General features: G+C 44.1%; 14 protein-coding genes. 1 reads left to right on the top strand and 13 read right to left on the bottom strand.

Annotated features, from left to right (window positions below; translation table 11 throughout):
- Positions 1-11: 11 nt before the first annotated feature.
- From Q5866_RS10900 to Q5866_RS10860, 9 genes are all read right to left on the bottom strand, one after another.
- A complete protein-coding gene (locus Q5866_RS10900) occupies positions 12-1,454 on the bottom strand; it encodes a RagB/SusD family nutrient uptake outer membrane protein (protein ID WP_176554935.1) in 1,443 nt (480 codons plus the stop codon).
- 10 nt (positions 1,455-1,464) lie between these two features.
- Entirely contained in the window at positions 1,465-4,923 is a 3,459-nt protein-coding gene (locus Q5866_RS10895) for a SusC/RagA family TonB-linked outer membrane protein (protein ID WP_303180232.1), read from the bottom strand.
- A gap of 96 nt (positions 4,924-5,019) precedes the next feature.
- Positions 5,020-6,210 carry a FecR family protein gene (locus tag Q5866_RS10890; RefSeq protein ID WP_303180230.1) on the bottom strand — a complete coding sequence of 397 codons (1,191 nt, stop codon included), beginning with the start codon at positions 6,208-6,210 and terminating at the stop codon, positions 5,020-5,022.
- A 153-nt stretch (positions 6,211-6,363) separates the two neighbouring features.
- Positions 6,364-8,664: a Gldg family protein gene (locus Q5866_RS10885; RefSeq protein ID WP_303180229.1), complete on the bottom strand. Its 2,301-nt coding sequence runs from the start codon at positions 8,662-8,664 to the stop codon at positions 6,364-6,366.
- Between the two features lie 15 nt (positions 8,665-8,679).
- The gene (locus Q5866_RS10880) at positions 8,680-9,612 is read right to left on the bottom strand and encodes an ABC transporter ATP-binding protein (RefSeq protein WP_303180228.1); all 933 of its coding nucleotides are present in this window, start codon (positions 9,610-9,612) and stop codon (positions 8,680-8,682) included.
- Between the two features lie 24 nt (positions 9,613-9,636).
- Positions 9,637-11,934 carry a Gldg family protein gene (locus Q5866_RS10875; protein ID WP_303180226.1) on the bottom strand — a complete coding sequence of 766 codons (2,298 nt, stop codon included), beginning with the start codon at positions 11,932-11,934 and terminating at the stop codon, positions 9,637-9,639.
- A gap of 16 nt (positions 11,935-11,950) precedes the next feature.
- Positions 11,951-12,883, bottom strand: a complete 933-nt coding sequence (locus Q5866_RS10870; protein WP_099290694.1) for an ABC transporter ATP-binding protein — start codon at positions 12,881-12,883, stop codon at positions 11,951-11,953.
- A gap of 110 nt (positions 12,884-12,993) precedes the next feature.
- A complete protein-coding gene (locus tag Q5866_RS10865; RefSeq protein WP_255469553.1) occupies positions 12,994-13,614 on the bottom strand; it encodes an RNA polymerase sigma factor in 621 nt (206 codons plus the stop codon).
- A gap of 257 nt (positions 13,615-13,871) precedes the next feature.
- Positions 13,872-14,525, bottom strand: a complete 654-nt coding sequence (locus Q5866_RS10860; protein WP_227217495.1) for a hypothetical protein — start codon at positions 14,523-14,525, stop codon at positions 13,872-13,874.
- A 271-nt stretch (positions 14,526-14,796) separates the two neighbouring features.
- On the opposite strand from Q5866_RS10860, the gene Q5866_RS10855 reads away from it, so the two are divergent.
- Positions 14,797-15,489, top strand: a complete 693-nt coding sequence (locus tag Q5866_RS10855) for a hypothetical protein (protein ID WP_303180223.1) — start codon at positions 14,797-14,799, stop codon at positions 15,487-15,489.
- A 54-nt stretch (positions 15,490-15,543) separates the two neighbouring features.
- Here Q5866_RS10855 and Q5866_RS10850 read toward each other — a convergent pair whose 3' ends face one another.
- The 4 genes from Q5866_RS10850 to Q5866_RS10835 form a co-directional block, all read right to left on the bottom strand.
- Positions 15,544-18,162, bottom strand: coding sequence for a zinc-dependent metalloprotease (locus Q5866_RS10850; RefSeq protein WP_303180222.1), 2,619 nt, complete (start codon positions 18,160-18,162; stop codon positions 15,544-15,546).
- Between the two features lie 46 nt (positions 18,163-18,208).
- Positions 18,209-19,099: a BACON domain-containing protein gene (locus tag Q5866_RS10845; protein ID WP_303180220.1), complete on the bottom strand. Its 891-nt coding sequence runs from the start codon at positions 19,097-19,099 to the stop codon at positions 18,209-18,211.
- Positions 19,100-19,126: 27 nt separating this feature from the next.
- Positions 19,127-20,209: a hypothetical protein gene (locus Q5866_RS10840; RefSeq protein ID WP_099290689.1), complete on the bottom strand. Its 1,083-nt coding sequence runs from the start codon at positions 20,207-20,209 to the stop codon at positions 19,127-19,129.
- A 21-nt stretch (positions 20,210-20,230) separates the two neighbouring features.
- The coding region (locus Q5866_RS10835) for a RagB/SusD family nutrient uptake outer membrane protein (RefSeq protein WP_303180218.1) at positions 20,231-21,417 on the bottom strand (1,187 nt) is incomplete at its 5' end.

The following is a 21,417-nucleotide window of genomic DNA, read 5'->3' as shown; positions in this document are numbered from 1 at the left end:
TGAAGGGTTTGTTAGTTAATATTTTCATTATCAGGTGTGGGGATAACGAATATAGTACCCCTGCTTAGTGTTTGGTTGAATTTTTTATACCAATAGAAAGCTTGTCCCTCTACCATTAAATCTTTATGAATCTCCTTAATCAATTCTTTTTCAAAAGATGCTTCGTTAGTGATATAATTTTTAATCGGATCACTTAAAATACCTCGAACATTACGAACTTGATCAATCATCTTAAAGGCTTCTTCTGACTGATTATTTTTATATAGGTATTCGGAAGCGATGTAGTACATTTCACTAACCCGGATCATGGGAATAGCGTCTTCGCCATATGATTTCCCGGTTTGAGAGGTATATTTTAAAGGATATTTATTAGATGAATAAGTACCGAGGAAGGTTAAATATCTGGTATCTTCGGTAGGAGGATTCCATGAGTACCATTCCATTTGATTCAGATAAATATAAAAAGTACTTGTTCTGTCCGCCGTCGACCCGGGTAGATAAACTTTATAATTTTCAATTAATTTTTGGTTGGATAATACAAAGATTAATTCATTATTGAGTTTGTGATTTTCTGGAAAAACGGAACCGTTTTGAAGAGTGAAAAAATATGCTCCACCTCCTTTTGCATTAATAACTTCCAAAGCGGCATCGTGTGCTTCTTTCAAATCACCGGCCCAAGAGTATACACGTGCGAGTGTCGCCACGATTGCATAATAATTCATGCGATATCCTCTGTAGGCATAGAATAAATTGTCGGGAGGAGTTAGGCTTCCTTCAATACGATGGGATACGGAAAACCATTTTTTATGTTCAGGAAGTGTATCAAAAGTGGCTACAAGGTCTTTTGCGGTGAGCAGGTCGTTTTTGATCTTTTCAAGAGTTTGATCCACGGTTAAATGAGGCTCAAATGTTGATTTATAGCGATCGTAATAAGGAATATAAGTTTTGCCGTCATCCACCTTTTTGGAAGGAGCAAACAACCTCAGCATATCGAAATGCAGGAATCCTCTTAAGGCATAAGCCTCCCCCAAGATAAGGTTTTTACCTATCTCTCCTTCCTCGAATTGAGTAGTCGGTTCATTTTTTACATTTTCGATAAGATTGTTGCAATTGGCAATAGCGTTATAGGTTGTACTCCACATCTTTTCAAAAAGATTTTTAGAGTTTACGGTCGTGAATCTACTGCTATATATGTCACTGTATGCTCCACTAAAATAACCGTTGCTATAAGTATGGGCGAGAATTTCCAAAGCCCCGTAAGACATTTCCTGTCCGTACATACTAGCTCCTGCCATGCTTTTGTAAATGCCGTTCAATGCTACTTGGTAGCCGTCTTCTTTAGCAAAAAGCTCTTCTTCATTTATATTGGATTCGGGAGAAACCGATAGCCAGTCATTACAGCCTCCTAATATAAATGGTAAAATGATATATAAAAATAGTTTATTGAATTTCATGATATCTGTTTTAGAAAGTTGCATTTAATGTTATATTCATACTTCGGGCGAACGGGTAACTTAGACCTCTTTCTGCTTTTACAGTGGAAAGGCGGAATAGATCGTTGGCTCCGAGTTCTAGGCGCAGCATGCTGACACCGATACGTTTCAATAACGTGGGATCGAAATCATAACTTAAAGAAAGAGAACTTAAACTTACCACGTTCTCGTTTTGGATGAAACGTTCTGTCGGCTGAGTTTTTTTACCACTAAGTCCGTCGGCTAAAGATTTGTATTTTGCGCGGTCTCCGGGTTTTTGCCATCTGTCCTTTAGTACTCTTTTATCAACATTATATACATATATATTTGCGTCTTCAACTTTTTCTATTAAAGTCTTATTGTAGTATTGTCCGCCATATTTATACATGAAAGAGGTGAATAAAGTCCAGTTTTTATACCGGAGATTAAAACCGAAGGAACCTTGGATGTCCGGTTCCGTGTCCCCTAATGCTACTTGGTCGGATGTATTCCAGGTGTATGTAATTTCACCGTTCTTCTTCACGAAAATCTCTTGCCCGTTTGTCGGGTCTATACCCAAGGAACGAACGGCATAGATCGGGGTTAGTGAACCTCCTTCCACGAATTGTTTGAACGGTTCGGATACGTTAGTCCTGTCCAAATTTGAATTGTAGTATTGATTCTCCCTATTGCTAAAATACTCTTCAACTTGTTTGTTGTATGCCCTTAGGCTTTCTGCGATTTTCACGAATTTACGTTTGTCATGTGCAAGATTGAAATAGACGTTAAAATTCCAGTCTGTTTTATTGACGATATTGCTCTTTAAAATAATTTCGTAACCTTTACCTTTTACTTCTCCGATATTATCTTTATAAGTCGTGAAGCCAGTAGAACTAGGAATCGTGACATCATTCACCATATCAACGGTTTTTTCAATATAATAATCCGCTGAAAGATTCAATATCCCGTTGAATATATCAAAATCAATACCGAAGTTCGTTTTGTATTTTTTCTCCCATCCCAAGTCTTCATTTCCCAATGCGATAAGTGTAGCTCCGTATCCTGTTTTGTACCATTCATCATCTATGGTTTTGTACATGGTTTGTGCTTCATACGGGGAGAAACTCACGTTTCCTGTTAATCCGTAACTTGTGCGTAGTTTTAAAAGATTGAGCCAACCAATATTTTTGGCGAAATCATAATTGTGTAAGTTGATACCAACTCCCCCAGACCAATATAAAGCCCACTTTTTATTATGTCCGAATTTTGATGAACCATCGGTACGTATAGAGGCATCTAATAAATAGACATCATTATACGAATAGTTTAATAAACCGATAAAACCGATCAAGTGGCTGACATCTTTCGAATTCGATGGTTTTTCACTAACTTTTTCAGCATAATTGGGGGAAGAGAAAATACCGGAAGGAAATCCTTCATAAATCGTTGTTGTACTTTGAGAATCTGAACTGGAACCATTCATACCGAGATTGAAGTTTATATTGTGATTCTCGACGCTCCTGTTGTAGGATAAATTAGCAGTAAACTCCCATGATGCACTTTTGCCATCACGCTGTGTTAGTGATCCTGAAGTTAAATTGGTTGCAGACAATGGATTCGTGTTTTTTTTGGATTTCGGATCCACGAATATCTTCCCGTCGCTAATTGTTTTTGAAAGTTTGAATGTTCCTTTAGCTAACAAGTAGGATGTAATGAACCAGTTTATTCCTAATTCGTTTTCGATGAGCTCATCTTTTGTCCGGTCGAAGCTAGATAACGTGGCTTCCCATAGCGGGTTGATCGCATCTTTTCCATTGCCAGCAAATTCGTTATTCCATCTTGTCGTTTGTGCTAGATAGTTACCGTTTTCATCTTTGTATTTGTCATAAGGTAACTTTTTCGTGTATTCGGAAAAACTACCATAGGGTGATTCTTTACTTTTGGTTTGTTGGTAAACAATTTTATCTTTGATTTGGAAATTTCCCAGCCTATAGTCTATGCTAAATTCAACTCCGGTATTATTTCGACTGGATTCTTTCATAACACCATCGTTGTTCGAATAAATTAGATTTAAGCCAAAACGTAAATCTTCGTGTCCGCCTTCAAGGAATATACTGTGTTTGTGATTGAAAACGGTTCTTAACGGTTTGGATAACCAATAAGTGTCAACCCCTTCGATAATATTGTTTAGTTTGCTCTGGTACTCTCTATCTAGTGTTGCTTGATTATCCTCGTAGGACGAGGACATGGGATCTGCTTCAAACATATGGGCGGCAACTTCTGTCGCAAGTTTTTCTTTAGCATTCATCAGATTGTAATCACTTAAATCCGGGATGGAAAGCGTACCGGTCATGGAATAACTGACATTTATTTTACCCGGTTTGGGTGCTACCGTGGTAATAACCACCACGCCGTTCGCTGCACGGGAACCGTACATGGCAGTGGCAGCCGCATCTTTCAATATGGTCATGCTTTCAATCCGGTTCGGGTCAAAGTCATACACTTTCTGGATACTGACTTGGAAACCGTCCATGATAAAAAGAGGAAGGTTCGGGTTATTCTCCAAATTGGCTTTTGTCGTGTAGTTGGGGTCAAGTTCTTTTACTCCTGTCCCCGAGCGACCGCGGATATACATTTCCGGGAGGGTATTCGGGTCTGATCCCCATTGATTGTTCTCTTGTATACGAAAAGAGGGATCAAAAACTTGTAAAGCCTTGATAACATTCGTTTTCGATACCTTCAATAATTCATCTCTTTTTACGGATACAGAACTTCCTGTAAAACTTTCCTTTTTGATGTTGGCGTATCCCGTCACGACAACCTCATCCATCTGTTTTACATCTTCCTGCAATTTAATAACGATCTCGTTTTCATCGTTTTTAGGATCATTGCTTACTTTATAACTTTGTGTTTCAAACCCGATGAAAGAAATAACTAAGATAATACTATCCATTTTAGGTATTTCCAACTTGAACTTGCCATCCACATCGGTTACAACACCTAGTGTTGTGCCTTTGATTGTGACGGTAGCTCCCGGCAAGGTAAATCCTTTGTCATCCAGTACTTTCCCTTTTATGGTCCGAGGTTTTTCAGTTTCCTTTTTATTGTCATCGGCAGGACGGATGATGATGACATCATCTTCAATCTCGTAAGATAGCTTGGTGCCTGCAAGTAAGGTCTTGAGGAAATCGTCAATGGATACATTTTGAAGGTCGATATTACGTTTCCCGTATTTATTAACCTCTTCTACCCGATACAGGAAACGATAGTTCGTTTCCGTTCTGACGGTTTTAATCATTTCGTCGATGGTTGCGTTTTCCATTTTAACGCTCACTTTGATGACTTGTGCGGTAGCGTTCACGTCGAAATACATCGTTGTGATAAGCGCTATCAAGAGGCTTGCTCGTAAAATCCGAAGAATTTTCTCCCACCTTTGATGAAAATCAAAGGTGTACTTCCGTTTTTTTTCCATAACTTTGAGTACTTAATAGTTTAAATAATCGATTTCTAAATAGACTTGTTTATGAGTTGGTTACAAATGGGAGGATGGCTCAGATCCTCCTGTTTTTTATTGATTGATAACTTCTTCCACTATAATATTATTTCCATTCACTTTGAACCGTATGGATGTCGCTTTTTCTATCATCCCGAGGGTCTTTCTGAAATCCCCGTATCTCTCCAGATCTCCCGTGAAATGGTATTTTTTCACTGCCGGGTTGACATAGAACACGTTGATATTATACCAACGGGAAAGTGTTGTCATGATCTCTTCGAGCGGTTTGTTTTCAAACACGAACAATCCTTCCTTCCATGTCGTGTATAAACGTACATCTACTTTGCGGGTAGTCAGATTACTGGAATGTTTTTCGTAAACAGCCTGATGGGATGGAGTTAATGTTACATTTTGCTTTTTATCCGACACGTTAACAGAACCCTCGCATAGCGTAGTTTCGATAACATCGGCATTCGGGTATGCCAAAATATTAAATTCCGTTCCGAGTACTTTTACTTCAATATTCCCGTTCGTTTTCACGATAAAAGGTTTTGCTGCGTTTTTTGTGACAGAAAAATAAGCTTCTCCGGAAAGCACAACTTCTCGTTTTGTTTCATCAAATTGAGCAGGAAATGACAATTCCGAATCCGAGTTTATCCAGACATGCGTCCCGTCCGGTAGGATAAGTTCATATTCTCCGCCTTTTGGAACTTGTATTGTATGTCGTTTATGTTTGATGTTTAAAGAATCTGCTTGTCGTTTGTATTCTAATGCATTTCCGTTGTTGATGGCAATAATTCCGTTACCTAAATCAAGTGTTTGTTGCGTGGATTGTTGTGATAAACTGATTTGCCTTCCTTCCGGTGTGATTAATATCGCTTTTGAACTTCCTGCATGAATTTCAGCTACGGGAAGAACCTCTTGTTGTGTTTTGTCATACCTCGGGACAAACAAGCCGATCGTGATTGCCACTATCGCGACAGCGGCAGCACTAGACCACCATAAAAGTGTACGGGATTTTGTTTTGTGCGCGGGCGCAATTTGTTTCTCGACCTTTTGCCATGAGGCATGAGGGTTAACGCGATGGAATTGCTGATCCCGAGAACGTTTATTGTCGGGATTTAAGATTCGCTCATGCAACTTGGCTCCGGAAGAGTGTTCTGCTTGCCATTGTTGCAATTCGGCTTCTTCCTCCGGTGAAAGCTCTCCTGCCATTTCTTTGGCAATGAGTTGTGCGATACGGTATTCTTTTGTGTATTCTAACATAAATATAGACGTTACAAAACTATTATCTATTTACAGAACACGGGATAAGGTCAAAAGGATGAATGAAAAATTATTTTTTTTGATAGAAAATGGAATTTTTTTTATACTTCCCCGATTCTCCCGTACAAGGAAGAATCGGGGAAATAAAGAGATTTATTTTTTCCTGCGCCTCCACCACAATGCAAGGCTTAAGAAAGTCAAGATGCCGGGGAAAACACCCATGAAGAGAATTTTTAACCAGACACCGGACTTTTCATTCAAGTAAACCTTATTGTCGGAGGAACGTTTTCGGTTGGTATCTATCGGGTATTCTCCGTTCGTGAGAAGACGGAATGATTCCGTGACAACCGTGAAATTAGAGGATTCGATCCCGTTTCGTTGGCGTGTAAGTTCACCGTTTCCGATGCAATCTGCGTCCCCGAGAACTATGATGCCTTGTTTTTTGCCGTTTATCTGGCGGGTTAAATACATCATGGTTACATTTGCCTGTTCGATTTCTCCGATAGCAGGATTGATGCGTGCCGTATCTTCAACGAAGTTCGTCGTTTCCAGTTCACTCCATGAACCTGTGGAGTCGGTTGTCATCAATGGAATTATCGTGAAACCTTTCTCTTCTATTTGCTTGATTCCGACAGTGGAAGGCATCGTGATCTTGTAACCGAAATATGCCGCATCGCTGAATCTTTTGCTTAAATCTTCAGCGGCTTTAGTGATGGAAGATAAAATCAAATCTGCCGGATAATCCTTGCTCTCCTGCACGAGAATACCCGGCATGAAGCTTAATCCAAAATTTGCTAACGTGGGGTTCATTTGTTTTTGGCGACGAGGTTCTCCGGCGATAATCAGATTACGCCCTTCGGCGATATAACCATCAATCATACCCTGTTCTTTGGAAGAAAGTGGGGTGCGGATATCTGAAATCACGAGAATATCCACTTCATCGGGTATTCTATCTAGGGTATCAAGAGCGAGTGTAGTAATATCAAAACCTTGATTAATAAGTGAATTACGGAATCCTTTATACTGAGAGAATGCATAATAATCCCGGTCACCACCCCCGTTTATATTTCTCTCACCGTGTCCGGTAACGAAGGCAACCAAAGGCGCTTTTACGACCATGCGTTTAAGAGCGGCAGTGATCTCGGTTTCCGTGGGGAAGCGCATATTATCGTCATAAAGGCGGAGGTATGATTTTTGTCCGTTGCCTCGTTCCAACACCCGTACGAATTTATTGTACTCGGCAGACAGGTCTTCTGTTTGCCGTATTTGTTCGGGATTCAATACTTGATCTATATTCCAATCAAGAGCTTCACATATTTTTTGAGCACGTTGTTCGTCGCTTAAACCGGGATAGCGTTGATCAAGACTCGGGTTGTCTACTTTGTCGTAATAATAAACGTATTTCATCTTGATCTCCGGTTTGAAGCGTATATATTTCTCGAACCGTTCGATATCTTGATTGTGATAACGGGGCAATACCCGGAAATAATCTTCGTCAAGAATGTTGACATAAGAGGTGATAGTCAGGGGACCATCCAGTTGTTCCATGACGTCCAGACTGTTTTGAGTCAAAGTGTTATCTTTCATTTCGGTTGCATCATAATAACAGCGAAGTGCGGGACGGGATGAAACATAACCGATCAAAAGAGTCACGACAATAATTCCTCCATAGCGAAGTGCGGATTGTGATGCGGTACGTTTGGTTCTTTCGGATTGTAAACGTAAAATGGAAAATATAATGAAAAGAATAATTACCAGTAGGAAATAAAGTAGATCTTCGCTGGTAATAAGACCTTTAAAGAATGTGTCTGCACGCCCCGAGATGGAAAGCCAGTATGTGATATCCCTCACGAATGGGATTTCCTGACCGACATTCCCGATATAGTTGAGTACGGCAAGTATGGCAAGAGTCCCCACGGCTGCAACAACCTGATAAGACGTGAGCGAAGACATGAATAACCCGATTGCCGCGTAAGCACAAATCATGAGGAATATTCCCAGTAAAGCAGTCAAGGCAAACGACGAATCAATATCCTTGATCGTGAAAGCCGTGAAGGCATAATAAACGAATAATATGGCTACTAGAATCAAGGCGTACACGATCATGGAAAGATATTTCCCAAAAATGATTTGCCGGTTTGTGATCGGGGATGAGTACAATAATTTAATAGAACCACGGTTATACTCTTGGCTCATAAGCCCCATCGTGAGTAATGGAATGTATAGGAACAAATGTTCTTGCATACTGGAAATAGCTCCCTGCCAACCGAGCAAGAGGCGTCTGGTTGCCCCGATAACAGTATACCCTAAAGCTTGGGAACGTAATGCATCACCCCATGCTTCGGCATAAGCCATTCCCGACTGGAAAGTGAAGATAATAAGAATAAGCCATGCTATCGGGGAATAAAATAGCGTGCTCAGTTCGTTTTTGGTTATCTTTAATATTGTTTTCATAGATAGAATTTGCGTTTACTGTTGTACTTTTTTTCCTGATAATTGAGCGAATATCGTGTCAAGAGCCAAGCGTTCCAGTTGTATCTCGGCTAATTCCCAGTTATTGGTAACACTGAGTTGTACGATATGTTCGCTAATATCCTTTGACGCGTCGAATTGCAGGCGATAGCTGCGGGGATCAAGCTTTTCCACTCGGGCAACGCCTTCTATCGCTCCTAGAGTTTGTTCGGATGGAGCCGCGTCGAATTTGACTAACAACGTGGAAGGGGCAACGTAATTGTTAAAATCGTCCATGCTGCCGGAAAATACGAGTTTACCTTGTTCAATCATTTTGATGTTATTACAAGTAGCTTGTACCTCGGACAAGATATGTGTCGATAACAATACGGCATGATCGGTAGCAATCTCTTTTATCAAGTGGCGTATTTCTACAATCTGGTTCGGGTCAAGACCATTTGTCGGTTCATCAAGGACAACAAAACGGGGATTATGGACAATGGCTTGTGCGATGCCCACGCGTTGTTGATATCCTCCCGACAGATTGTTGATAATACGTTCGCGGAAATGTGTGATATCACACCGTTTCATGGCACGTTCCACGGCAGCCGGGATTTCATGTGTCGGCATTAGCCGAAGGTGTGCGCAATAAGTCAGATATTCTTCCACGGTAATATCCGGGTATAGTGGCGGTTTTTGGGGAAGGAACCCGATATGTCTTTTGGCTTCCACCGGGTTCGTCCGTAGGTTGTAGCCGTTAAGGTAAACTTCCCCTTCGGTCTGGTTCAGCACGCCGCATATAATATTCATTGTGGTGGACTTCCCGGCACCGTTGGAACCGAGCAATCCTAACACCCCTTTTTCTTTGATCTCAAAGTTTATATCTTCTATAGCCCATTGTATATGATACCGGTGAGACAAATGCTCGACCTTTACTATTGAATCTTCCATGTGTTATAATTTAAAATTTAGCTATTAAAATTTCTTTCTCTTGTACCATACCATAAAGCCAATGAAGGCCAATATAAACGGTATGGCGCCCAGTGCGAATGCTGAAATCCAAGGAGTTGCTGCCCGGCTGACAAGAATCCTGTTGTCAATAGCTTCCGGGCGGGATGTATCGATAGGGAATTCCCCGTATGACAGCCATTTGAACGTTTCGCTGATGAAGTCGAAATTGACGGCGAAAATTCCGTTCCGGCTATTCATCAGTTCCGTGTTGCTGATACAATCGGCGTCACCCGTGACCACGATGCGTTGTTCCTTGTTTCCCCTTTGGCGGGTAAGCGAGAGAATGACAGGATAAGACTGTTCCTTTTCCCCGATAGCCTCGTTAATGGATAACTCCCCGTCCAGAAAATCGGTTGTTTCCAGTTCATTCCAACTATTCTCCTTAAGCGTCATGGCAATAGGTTTTACAGTGTATCCTTTGTCCGTGCTATAATGTAAAGGAGAGGCATCCGGCATAACGATTGAGGCTCCCCATCGTTTGAGTTGGGCGTACCGGGGACTTTGTGCGGCGGCATTATCCGTTAGTTTCGCGGTGACAACGGATGGCAGGTAATCTTGATTACGTTGCACGAGGGTTCCCGGCATGAGTTCTATCCCGAATCGGGCGAGCAAGGGATTCATCGCTTCTTGACGATGGGGTTCCCCAAGGATGAAAAGATTACCGCCCCGTTCTATATAATGTTCCAATCTTGTCATTTCTTCTTCGGAAAGAGGGCTACGCATATCGGCAATAACCAGAATGTTAATGTCTTCTGGAATATCGGAGTCTTTAATAGATAATTCCGTGGCATCGAATCCTTGGTTGATCAGGGAGTGACGGAAATAAATACTTCGGGCGAACGTGTAATAGTAACGGTCGCCGGCACTATTCACGTTACGTTCCCCGTGTCCCGTGAGAAAAGCAACTTTAGGGGCGGGGACTAGGAAGCGTTTCAACGCTGTAGTGATCTCGGTTTCCGACGGGTGCTTCATCATGTCATTGTAAAGACGAAGAGTGGTTTTCTGACCATTTTCCCGTTCCAGTACGCGAAGGAAACGGTAACCTTCCGACTTGAGATCAATAGCCTTGTCAATCTCCTCCTGCGATAGGAACATGTCAAAATCAAGTTCCATGATCTTGCAGATACGCTCGGCACGCTCTTTCCCTTGTAACTCCTCGAAACGTCCATCGAAAGAAGGTTGAACCGATGGAGCGTAATAATAGACGTACTTCATTTTGATCTCCGGTTTAAAACGGACATACTGTTCGAAACGGGAGAAATCTTCTTTTAGTTGGCTCGGGAGTGCGCTACCGTAATTCGCGTCGAGGATATTCATGTAAGTCGTGATGGTTAATCCCCCGTCCAGATTTTTTACAACTTCCTGACTGCCGGGAGTCAGGGTATTTTTCTTTAAAGCGGTTGCGTCATAATAAAATTTACTTGTCGGAAGAGAGGATACATACCCTATGATCAATGCGCACGCGATAACCGCGAAATAGCGGGCAAATGTAACAGCCTTGCTTCTTTTCTTGCGGGCAGCCTGCAAGCGCATGATAGATAAGATAATAAATAGAGAAATTACGATAATGAAATATAGTACGTCTTCACTGCAAATCATTCCTCCAAGAAATTGATAAGCGCGTCCCGAGATGGATAGCCAATACGTGATATCCCGCACGAAAGAAATATCCTGTCCCACGTCACCGATAAAATTCAAAACGGCAAGGACTGCAAGTGTACCCATCGCTGCCACGACTTGATAAGACGTGATGCTTGACATGAAAAGCCCTATGGCGGCATAGGCGCAAGTCAGTAAATAGAGTCCCTGCAATCCGGTAAGAACGAATGCGATATCCATGTTCTCGATGGTAAAAAATCCGAAAATGATATAAATCAGAAGTATGCCCATGAGCATTGCCCCGTAAATTAACATGGAAAGGTATTTTCCTAGAATAATCTGTGTTGTCGTTATCGGGGAAGAATATAGAAATTTGATAGAACCGCTGCTTAATTCCCGACTCATGATTCCCATGGTGATCAAGGGAATATAGAGATACAGGCTTTTAAGCATGGAAACCAACAATCCTGTGTATCCGGCAAAAGTATTCAATGTCACTTCTCCCAGCCCGTATTCCAAGGCTTGGCGTTTTAATTGTCCCCCGAAATTTTCACTGAAATTCAATCCAGCCTGAAAGGCAAAAATAACTAGGATCAGCCAAGATACAGGCGAACAGAATAAGATGCGAAGTTCCGTCTTCGCTAATCTGAATATTGTTTTCATGTTAGATGATTATCTTTTATATTAAAATATTTTTTCCGGATAATTGTGCGAAAACCGCGTCTAAAGAATCCCTTTCCAATATAATCTCGTGAAGGTGCCATTCATTGGCAACGCTCAATTCGATCATTTTTTTCGTGATCTCTTGACCTGAAGAAAAGCGCATGCGGAAACGGGTATCCGTGATATGTTCCACGTGCGTGATCCCGGGAATAGCGGATAGAGTTTCTATAGAAGGGGGTGTTGTCATGGAAACGATAAACGTGTTGGGTTCCATGTAATTATTGAAATCCCCAATGGTGCCGGAAAAAACAACTCGTCCCTTTTCGATCATTTCTATCGTGTCACAAGTAGCTTGCACCTCGGGTAGAATATGAGTGGAAAGCATGACGGAGTGATCTTCGGCAATTTCCTTGATCAAATGGCGGACTTCAATGATTTGGTTCGGGTCTAGCCCGTTTGTCGGTTCATCGAGAATCACGAATTTCGGATTGTGTACGATGGCTTGGGCTATTCCTACCCGTTGTTGGTACCCTCCGGATAGATTTTTAATTAATCGTCTGCTGAAATGAGTGATTCCACAACGAGCTTTTGCTTTATCCACTGCTGCTTTAACCTGTCTTTTGTCCACGAGGCGCATCAGTGCGCAGTGCGTGAGATATTCGTCAACAGTCAGATCCGGGTATAGCGGGGGCTTTTGTGGAAGAAAGCCGATGTGTTTTTTAGCTTCTACCGGATGCTCGCGAAGACTGATACCGTTAATATATACTTCGCCCTCTGTTTGATTGAGAACCCCGCAGATGATATTCATCGTTGTGGATTTCCCCGCCCCGTTGGAACCTAACAGGCCGAGAGTCCCCTTCTGCTTGATTTCGAAATTGATGTCTTTTATCGCCCATTGCACACTATAACGGTGCGAGAGATGTTCGACTTTTACTACTGCTTCTTCCATAAATTTTTATTGTGTTTCTGATTTATATTTCTATTTGCAGAACACAGCTAAATTCGAAAAGGATGAATAGGGGGTGCGTTTTTCACTTTATTTTGACATTTCTTTTAGAATTATTTTTCTGCAAGAAATAGCAAAAGAACATAGAAATAATCTTTTAATAAAGTTTTTAGTGAATCTAATGCGTTATATTTTAGTGTCTTGACGGAGTTTACAGAAATGCCTAATATTTCAGCGATCTCTTTATTTTGTTTCCCGTCTAAATACATTTTAACTATTCGTGCACTTTGCGGGGGGAGGGCATTCACGGCATCATCTATGATTCGGTAGGCTTCTTCCTCGATCACGAGGTCTTTAAAAACGGCTTCTTGGTTTTCGACTTCGGGAGAGGTGTAATCCACGGTTATTTTTTTATCTCGAATGTAATTGAAACATAGATTTTTGACCGCTACATAAAGAAATGTTTTCAAACTCGGGATGTCATTGTATGCGCTACGTTTTTCCCAAAGTTTTATGAATGCCTCTTGCACAATATCTTCCGCGGCACTTTGATCTGTGATAATTTTCATGGCGACAATACACATAGAAGGATAAAACTCTTGAAAAAGAGCTTCAAATGCCTTGATATCCCCATTCTTAATATCTCCATATGTGATTGAAACACTCATAGCACAAAACGTTCGTTTAATGGTATCAAAAATAATAAAAAAAATATCCTTTCGAATCGAAATCAATATATTTTTTTTAACTGGTAATGAAGAATTTCCATGAAAGCGCTTAATACACAATGATAATATCGTAAAATAGCATTAAACGAAGGTTTAATAATAGATAATTAAAGGGTATTTCCCTCTGACGGTAATAGGGATAGATTACCGTATTTATTTATTATCGTAATGAATTGCTTGGAATCAGCTATATCGAAATATCTTTATATATGTTTACTTGAGTTTGTTCGATTTTATTTATTTCCTGCTTTATTTTAGTTGTGTCAAACTCCCACGTATTCGCTCGGTGAAAAGCGATTCGGGTTTTCATTACCGAAAAATAAATACAGGTGTAAAGGTGTTCCATCCGGTTGTTTTGCCGGGGGAATTTCGACGGTAACCTCGCCATCGCCCCGGTGTGCATTGATGCAGGTGATGAATTGCGGGGAACGGGGTAGCGTGCCGTAGAAATACCCGAGATACACCTGATCTGCTGCATTTGCTTTCGGGCAATCGACATCGTTCTCCCACCGCAGGGTTACTGTCCAGCCGTTGCGTTCGGCACACGTGATGACCGGGGCATCCAGTGTTCCCATCGAGAAGCGGAAGGTGGGAAACGCCCACACGCCCTCGCCCGGGCGGAAGCAGCTCCCGTTGACGGTATGGAATAACGTGTCGCTCTTGGGTGCTCCTGTTTGTCTTGCCCATACACTCCATATCGGAAGTCCCCCGATGGCACGGCGGTACACTCGCCACATCTTGCGAACTTCGGTAAAGCGATTCGAGGATTGCTCCTCGCCTTCCGTTCTTGTTTTCTTGGGTCCTCGCTTGGTTTTGCAGGTTCTCACTTGTCCGCCTTGAAGAAAGAAGGTTACCCCATCCACCCGGACCGGTCCGTTGGCAAGCATTGCAAGAAGTATAGGTGATGTTCTATCCATAACATAAATGAATTAAGTATTAATAAGCTATCAATTCCGGTGCAATAGTACAAAAAATATTGTAAATATACAATAAGTTCGCTGTAGCAACGCTGTACATGTACAGCGTTGCTACAGCGAACCTACAGGGAATCTACAGCGTTTCTTACGATAGTGATACCGTATTGATTCGAAAATAAAATTGAAATAATTTATGTATTCCCCTTGTATAGGGTTAATTGTGGATTAATTTTTGTATATTTGTGGGTAGGAAAAATAAAATGAAGTATCTATGGCAGAATTTGTAAATCCGGTAGGAAAGATTCGAGGAAAATACGGGAACGTGATAGGTTACGTGAGACCCGACGGGAAAAATTGTTGCAGAAGCGCGTCGTTAAAACGCAAATCCGGTGGCGAACCTCAGAAACGGCAGTCTATGGCGTTTGGGACGGTCGCGGGGAGAAAGCAGTGGTTAATGAATATAATCCGGGTGGGATTCCCCGGGGGAAACGGTTACGCCAAGGGGTTTAACGGTTTTACCGGGGCGAACGTGGCGAGTGCGGTTACCGTGGAGAAAATTGACCCGGGAAAACCGGTGAGCAATCGTAAAAAGGCAGAGAAGGAATTCACGGGAACGATTGATTACCGTAAATTGCGCGTGGCGGCGGGACAGTTGGTCACCCCCGTGGTCGGTGTCGAGGTGGACGCGGAAAACCGGAAGGTCGTTTTTACCCACGAGGGGATGCCCGTGGAGTCGGTGGATTGTTTCGCGGATGACAAGGTGTACGGGGTAATCCTTTTTGTGCCAAAACGGCGTTGTCGATTGCAGGAGTTGGGAACGCGGGGTAAAACGTTTGTCGCGAGCATGGAGTTCCCTAATCAGGCGGAAGCGGACGGGCTTTTTGTTTACGTTTTCGCGGGAAGAGCCGACGGGAAAGACACATCGGATTCGGTGTGCGTGTGGGAACCGGTGGATAAAGGCTGACCGAATTTTATTTTTCGATCAGCCTTTATGGATGAAACAATCCGTTTTGCCCGATTATTTGTTCAAGGCTTTTATTTTAAACAGGATCGCTTGATAGTGTGCTTTATCTACTTTGTTGGCAGTGGCGATTCGATTTTCCAGTAAAGTTTTTACTTTATTGAGCATGGTTATGTAGCAGCCTTCGGATTCGTCAATGCTTTCGATTTCCAGTTTCTTTTGCCACTTGTAGCCGTAATCGAAGTTTTGTTCCAATCGTTCGGCGATGGCTGCTTGTCCTTTCTCTTTTTCGATTTCTTTCAACTCTTTGTAGTACCGTTGGGTAATACCGGATGGGTCAAGGCGGTAGTCAATGATTTCGTCCAGCGAGGGGGCATAGGCGTTGAAAAGCGGAGTTTTGCCTTCGATGATTCGGGTAGCTCCTTTCACGAGTACCAGCATGGCGAAGCGTTGCAGCATCCGGTCATTCGCGGTCAGCTTCTTGTTGTCGATGGTGTTTTTCCAGATACCGGTGTATAAGTCATCGTAGTAGTCTTGTATCGTGTAAGGATCGTCAGACAGTTGGGCTGCCACTTGTACCTTGTTGGATAGTGTTTCAAATATGGTTTCTGCCATACCGGAAACGACACGGGAGGACATTTTCAGAGAAAGGCTTGCTTGTGGGGCGTTTGCTTGATTGTCCAACCATTCGCAGTCCCGGAGTTGGTTCAATACCCAAGTGATGGAGCGTTTTTGCAGTGTTTTGGGCAGGGCTTCGAAACGTTTGCCCGGTGTGCCTTCTTTCACCGCGGTCATGCGTATGCCGCCCACGTTGTACATCACATTGCGGAGGTAGCGGAAGTATTGGCTGGCTAGTTCTCCGTACAGTTCCTGCCGGTGCAGGGTGGTTTCGTCGTTTTGAATCCAGTCGTTCAGGTTGGCGAAGATGTATTTCAGGTTTTTGATCCCGTATTCGCCTGCCTTGATCGGATCATCGCCGAGGTCTTCCTCGATGGCAGTCGGGTCGTAACGGCTTAGGATTTGTTGTTTGCCATAACGGAAACGGGGGTCTCCGGCTTTTTCGTCCACCCATTTTTCGAGAATTTTGGCTTCTTCGGCGGAGGTTAGGTTACCGGAGATGGGGGAATATAACCATTTGATGGCGAATTCATCGTACACGCCCAAGTCGGGAGGGGTTAACCTTACACCCGTGTCAGCCGGTTGTGCCACGTAGTTGAATCTGGCGTAATCCATGATCGACGGTGTGGTACCGTATTTTTGGGTGAAGGAGGCGGAACGTAATGAATCAACGGGGTAGGCGTTGGATGCGGACATGTTGTGCATTAACCCGAGGGTGTGTCCTACCTCGTGGGCGATGACATAGGCGATGGATTCCTTCACGATGTCGTCCGGCATTTTTTTGGCACGGACGGAGGGATCGATGTGTGCCGTTTGCACGAAACGCCAATTGTTGATTAGTTTGATGATGTCGTTGTAGACGATGACCGATGCGTTGATGATTTCCCCGGTCGTGGGATCAACCCACGAGGGACCCATTGCGTTCTCGATGCTGAGCGGGACGTAGCGGATACAGGAATATTTCAGGTTGTCCGGATCAAAGTCGGGGTCGTCTTTCGGGAAGTCCCGGACTTGCACGGCGTTTTTGAATCCGATTTTCTCGAATGCCTTGTTCCACCGGAGTACACCCTCTTTTATGGGGGCTTGCCACAATTGCGGGAAGGCATTGTCGATGTAGTACACGATTGGTTTCTTCGGTTCTACCAGTTCGCCCCGTTCCCATGCGTTCATGTCTTTTGGTTCGAGCCGCCAGCGGTTGGCTATGCTGTAAAAGTTGATTTTGTCTTCCTCGGTGGAGATGTGTTGTTTCATGGTGAGGAAGATACCTACGCGGGAGTCGGATACGCGGGCTTTCATTTTGTCTTCCGGCAATAGCAGTACGGTGCGTACTACCCGGGCGGATACGTCGCCGCCGCCGCCGGAGAAGAACAGGTAGCGCAGTACGTAGCTGAACGACAAATTGGATTCTATGGTCACGTTGTCGTCGAATGCCTTGATGCTACCTAACGAGGACAGGTCTGATTTCATGTTGGAAACGACGGACAAGGGACCCAGTTGCGTGATGATGGGGGAAAGTTCGGGCTCATTGGTCATGAACAGGGAGGTCATGTCGAAAACTACAGCCGTGCTGTCCGGATTGTATGCCAGAACGGGGTATTTTTTGATGTACACGTCTTTGAAACTGCTTTTGACTGCCCGGGTCAGGTTCGGGTCGGATTCGTCGTACGTTACCGAGCTGGTCACGCGTTGCAGGTAGACGAGGCTGTCCTCAAGGACGAATTTCACGTGCATGGGGTCCCGTCCCTTGTACCCGATGGGGCATACCGTGGGTTCACTGGATTCCGCCGGGGTGGAGGCGATCAGCATCTCCCGTGTCATGTATTTTAACGGGAATTCAAAGTAGACTTTTCCCCCGAGTTTGTGTAAGGTGATGAAATTTCCTTTCGCGGTTTGGCAACCCGGTTTTTTGAGGAGTTTGTCGTATTTGCTGACTTTCTTTTTTATGGAGTCTGTTTGAGTGGTTTTCTTTTTGTCCTTTCTCTTTTTTTCTCCTCCATACGCTAGGCTACATGGCACAAGAAGGGCTAGTGCCAGGATGAGTACATACAATTTTTTCATACATCCAGTTTTTAAAGTTAACATTTTGTTTTTATTGAGTGGTTATTTAAAAGGCTCGGATCGCTCTCACCCACCGTTTGGTCGTTTTGGAGGTGTAGGGCATACTTTTTTCGTTTGTTTTAAAGAGTACCTGATAGGCATTTTGTGCGGTCATTTCGGAAGATGCCCACAGGTGCATATTGTTGTCATAGACGAAGGGTGTTCCGCCGACGGCTTTTACCATGGCGTCGAATTGGTTCCGCCACGTGATGTTGTGTGTACCGGCAAGTTGTTTGCACCCGGTGGCGGCGAAATAAAGTTCCTGTAATTCTTGGTAGGAGGGCAGGTACCATTCCCCGTCGGGGTTGTTGCTGTTTTTGGTGTTGTATATCCAGTGGAAAATCGGGTATTTTTCGGCAAAGTCGGGGGCGTCTTTGTGGTTGTGGATGACGGTGAGCGTGTTGTTCTTGCCGTCGGTTTCCGATTGCACTTTTTCAAGAACATCCGGTACGCCCCATTCTCCTTCAAACATATCGAGGGACATGATCAGACCGTGTTCTCCCCCGTGGGTGACTTTGTAGACGATGCCGATGGGATGGGTGGCATCCGGGTACGGGTCGCCGATTGCCCGCATGCTGGCTTTTTGGGTGACCATGAGGAAGCCCGGGGTTTTGCGTGAAACGACGATCACTCGTTCCGTCCGTTCTGATTTGGTGGGGTTGGGTTCGGCTCCCACGATCACGTAGCAACTGTCACGGTCTGTTGTTATCCATGAGTTTTTGGAAGCGACGATTCGCCATTGGGGGTTGTCCGTGAACACTTCCACTTTTTGCGGTTCTCCGCTTGCCTCGAGCGTGACGGTTGTCGCCGATAAGTCCAGTGTTTCTTCTTTGTCATCGTTGCAGGCAATCACGCTACCGAGGCATAGGGTCAAGAGTAGATATATTAACTTTTTCATGTTCGTCGAATTTTAAGGTTTTCCGAATTATTTTTTTGTCATGGTTTTCAGTTCATTCGCGAATAGTAGTGCATTTCGGTATTTGTCGAGCAGGATTTCCATGTAGTATTCTGCGTATTCGTCCACGAGTTCCTGAAATTCTTGTTCCGTGAGATCTTTCAGATCGTTTTTGTCAAGGTTTTCTTCAAGGAAGTCGGGGATGATTTCATTCATCTCTTTTTTCATGTTCTCGCGGAATAGGTCAAGGTCGTCCCCGTACAGGAGTGTGGCTTTGAGGTAGGCGGCAAGGTCTTGCGCTTTTGTCGGGGTGGTGTATTCGTCGACGTCGGCGTATCTGCCGTCCGGGTTGGGAGCGAGGAAGCCGAACCCGTACCAGATGTCGAATGCCGGATGGGCATCTCTAGGGTCTTTATAGTAATTGTCAAGGACGCAGTTGTATATGGTATGCCCGGCTTCCGGGTCTGCCCATTCCGCGAGTTTCTCGGAGAGGGCGTAGAAGTTTTCGACTTGTTCCGTCGGGTTGCTGTACAGGTAAGCCCCACAGGTTGCTCCCGTGATTTCGGCAGCGAAATCATTCTGTTCCTCCGTGGTCATTCCTTGTATGTCTTCAACGTTGCCAACGGCGGTGGTCATCATTGCCGTCCATGTTTTCCCTGTTCTCATGGTGGTGGAAGAGGTCGTGTTTAATATCAGTTCCTTGACGAGTAGGAAACTTTTAGGATAGGCTACTGCCGGGATGTCGGGGATTACTTTTTGCTGGATGAATCTGACGGCGTCGTAGAGTTTGTCCCGGTCTGTCGACAACATGTATTCGACGGTCTGGTTGTTTTCTTCTATCGTGTAGCATAAGTCCAATATCTCGTAATGGATGACTGAATCGCCGTATCCGGACATACCCCTGTATTGAGAACCGATGGTGTCGTTGTAGTAGACGGATATCCTGTTGTTCTTGTAAATATCGTAACGCAATCCGTCTAGAGGGTCGTCACTGGGCTGTATGGCGAACCAGTCGATATCGGCGTACGTGGGGGCTAATTTGCCGTCATCGCTTGCACATCCGCAGAAAAGTAGGCTTGCCAAAAGGATATTTAGTAATATATTGTTTTTCATATTATGGTGTTTTTTAGGGTGTTATTCTTTACTTTCCGGTTGTCGGTCTTTGCGTCCTTCGTTTTGGAGCAGGGCTCCTTGGTTTTCGGTGATTTCGTCTTCCGGGATCAGGAGAGTCCATCCGGAAGGTTCTTCCGAGTATTTGCCCAGTACCATATCGCTCAAGGTGACGGCGGAGCCATCCTCGTAGTAGGGGTGGCGGATGCTTGTTTCGGAAGGGTATTTTGGACTGACGGCATAACGTCGCAGGTCAAACCAGCGATGTCCTTCAAAGGTGAATTCCAGACGGCGTTCGGTGCGGATGAAGTTTACAAGGTCTTCGCCGCTTTGAGTGATTTCACCACCGTTCTTGTCCGCGAATCGTTTTGCTCGCAAGGCTTTGAGCAATTCGATGGCTTCTGCTTCTTTGCCAAGGATGGCTAAGGCTTCGGCTTTGTTTAGGTAAGCTTCGGATAGCCGGAGCCCGAAGGTATCGGAATATTCACCCCCGGCAGAGGAGGCTTGTTTGTTCGGGTAGTTGTAACGGGCTCCCCCGAAATTACCCGATTTGAAGAATAGTTTGTTGCGTAAATCTCCCTGCGCATATAGTTTTAAGAATTCGTCCCGTACCCGGAAAAAACTACGGTACATGTACATATATAATTCGTTGGAACCACCGTAGGAGTTTCCACCATTCGTGAATATGGTTTCCGGTGACGTGGCGGATAGCGCTTTGCCCGCGGTCACGGTGTTGTAGTCGAGAAGGTGATATTTTGTTTTTTTCATTACGGAGTCGCAATGTTCTACGCATTTGTCCCATTCGCCCATGTAGAGGTATAGGCGGCTTAGTAGAAGGTGTGCGGCTTCTGCCGATGCCCGGAAGGTGGTGGGTTGGTCGATGCCTTTCAAGCACACCGTTGCGTTTTGTAAGTCGGAGATCATTTGGTCGTAACATTCTTGCAGGGTGTTGCGGGTGAAGTTGCGGTCTTCGATTTTTGCCGTTAGTTTCAAGGGTATGCCCAGCTCCCGGTTTGCCGTGGCTTTCGAGTAGGGTTTAGCGTAAATGTTTGTCAGGAAGAAGTAGTATCCCGCCCGGAGAAAGTGTGATTCTCCTTTGATTCGTCGGTAGCCGTCGCCTTTCTCGTCTTTGAAGTCATCGATTTCACTCAGAATGGTGTTCAGGCACAAGATGTGTTTATATAGGTTGCTCCATGTGGGTTCGGCGTCCG

This window comes from uncultured Butyricimonas sp. (genome assembly GCF_959596855.1).
In the GTDB taxonomy this organism is placed as follows: domain Bacteria; phylum Bacteroidota; class Bacteroidia; order Bacteroidales; family Marinifilaceae; genus Butyricimonas; species Butyricimonas muris.
The sequence above is the reverse complement of the archived record's forward strand: the minus strand, read 5'-3'. Positions and strand labels throughout refer to the sequence as shown.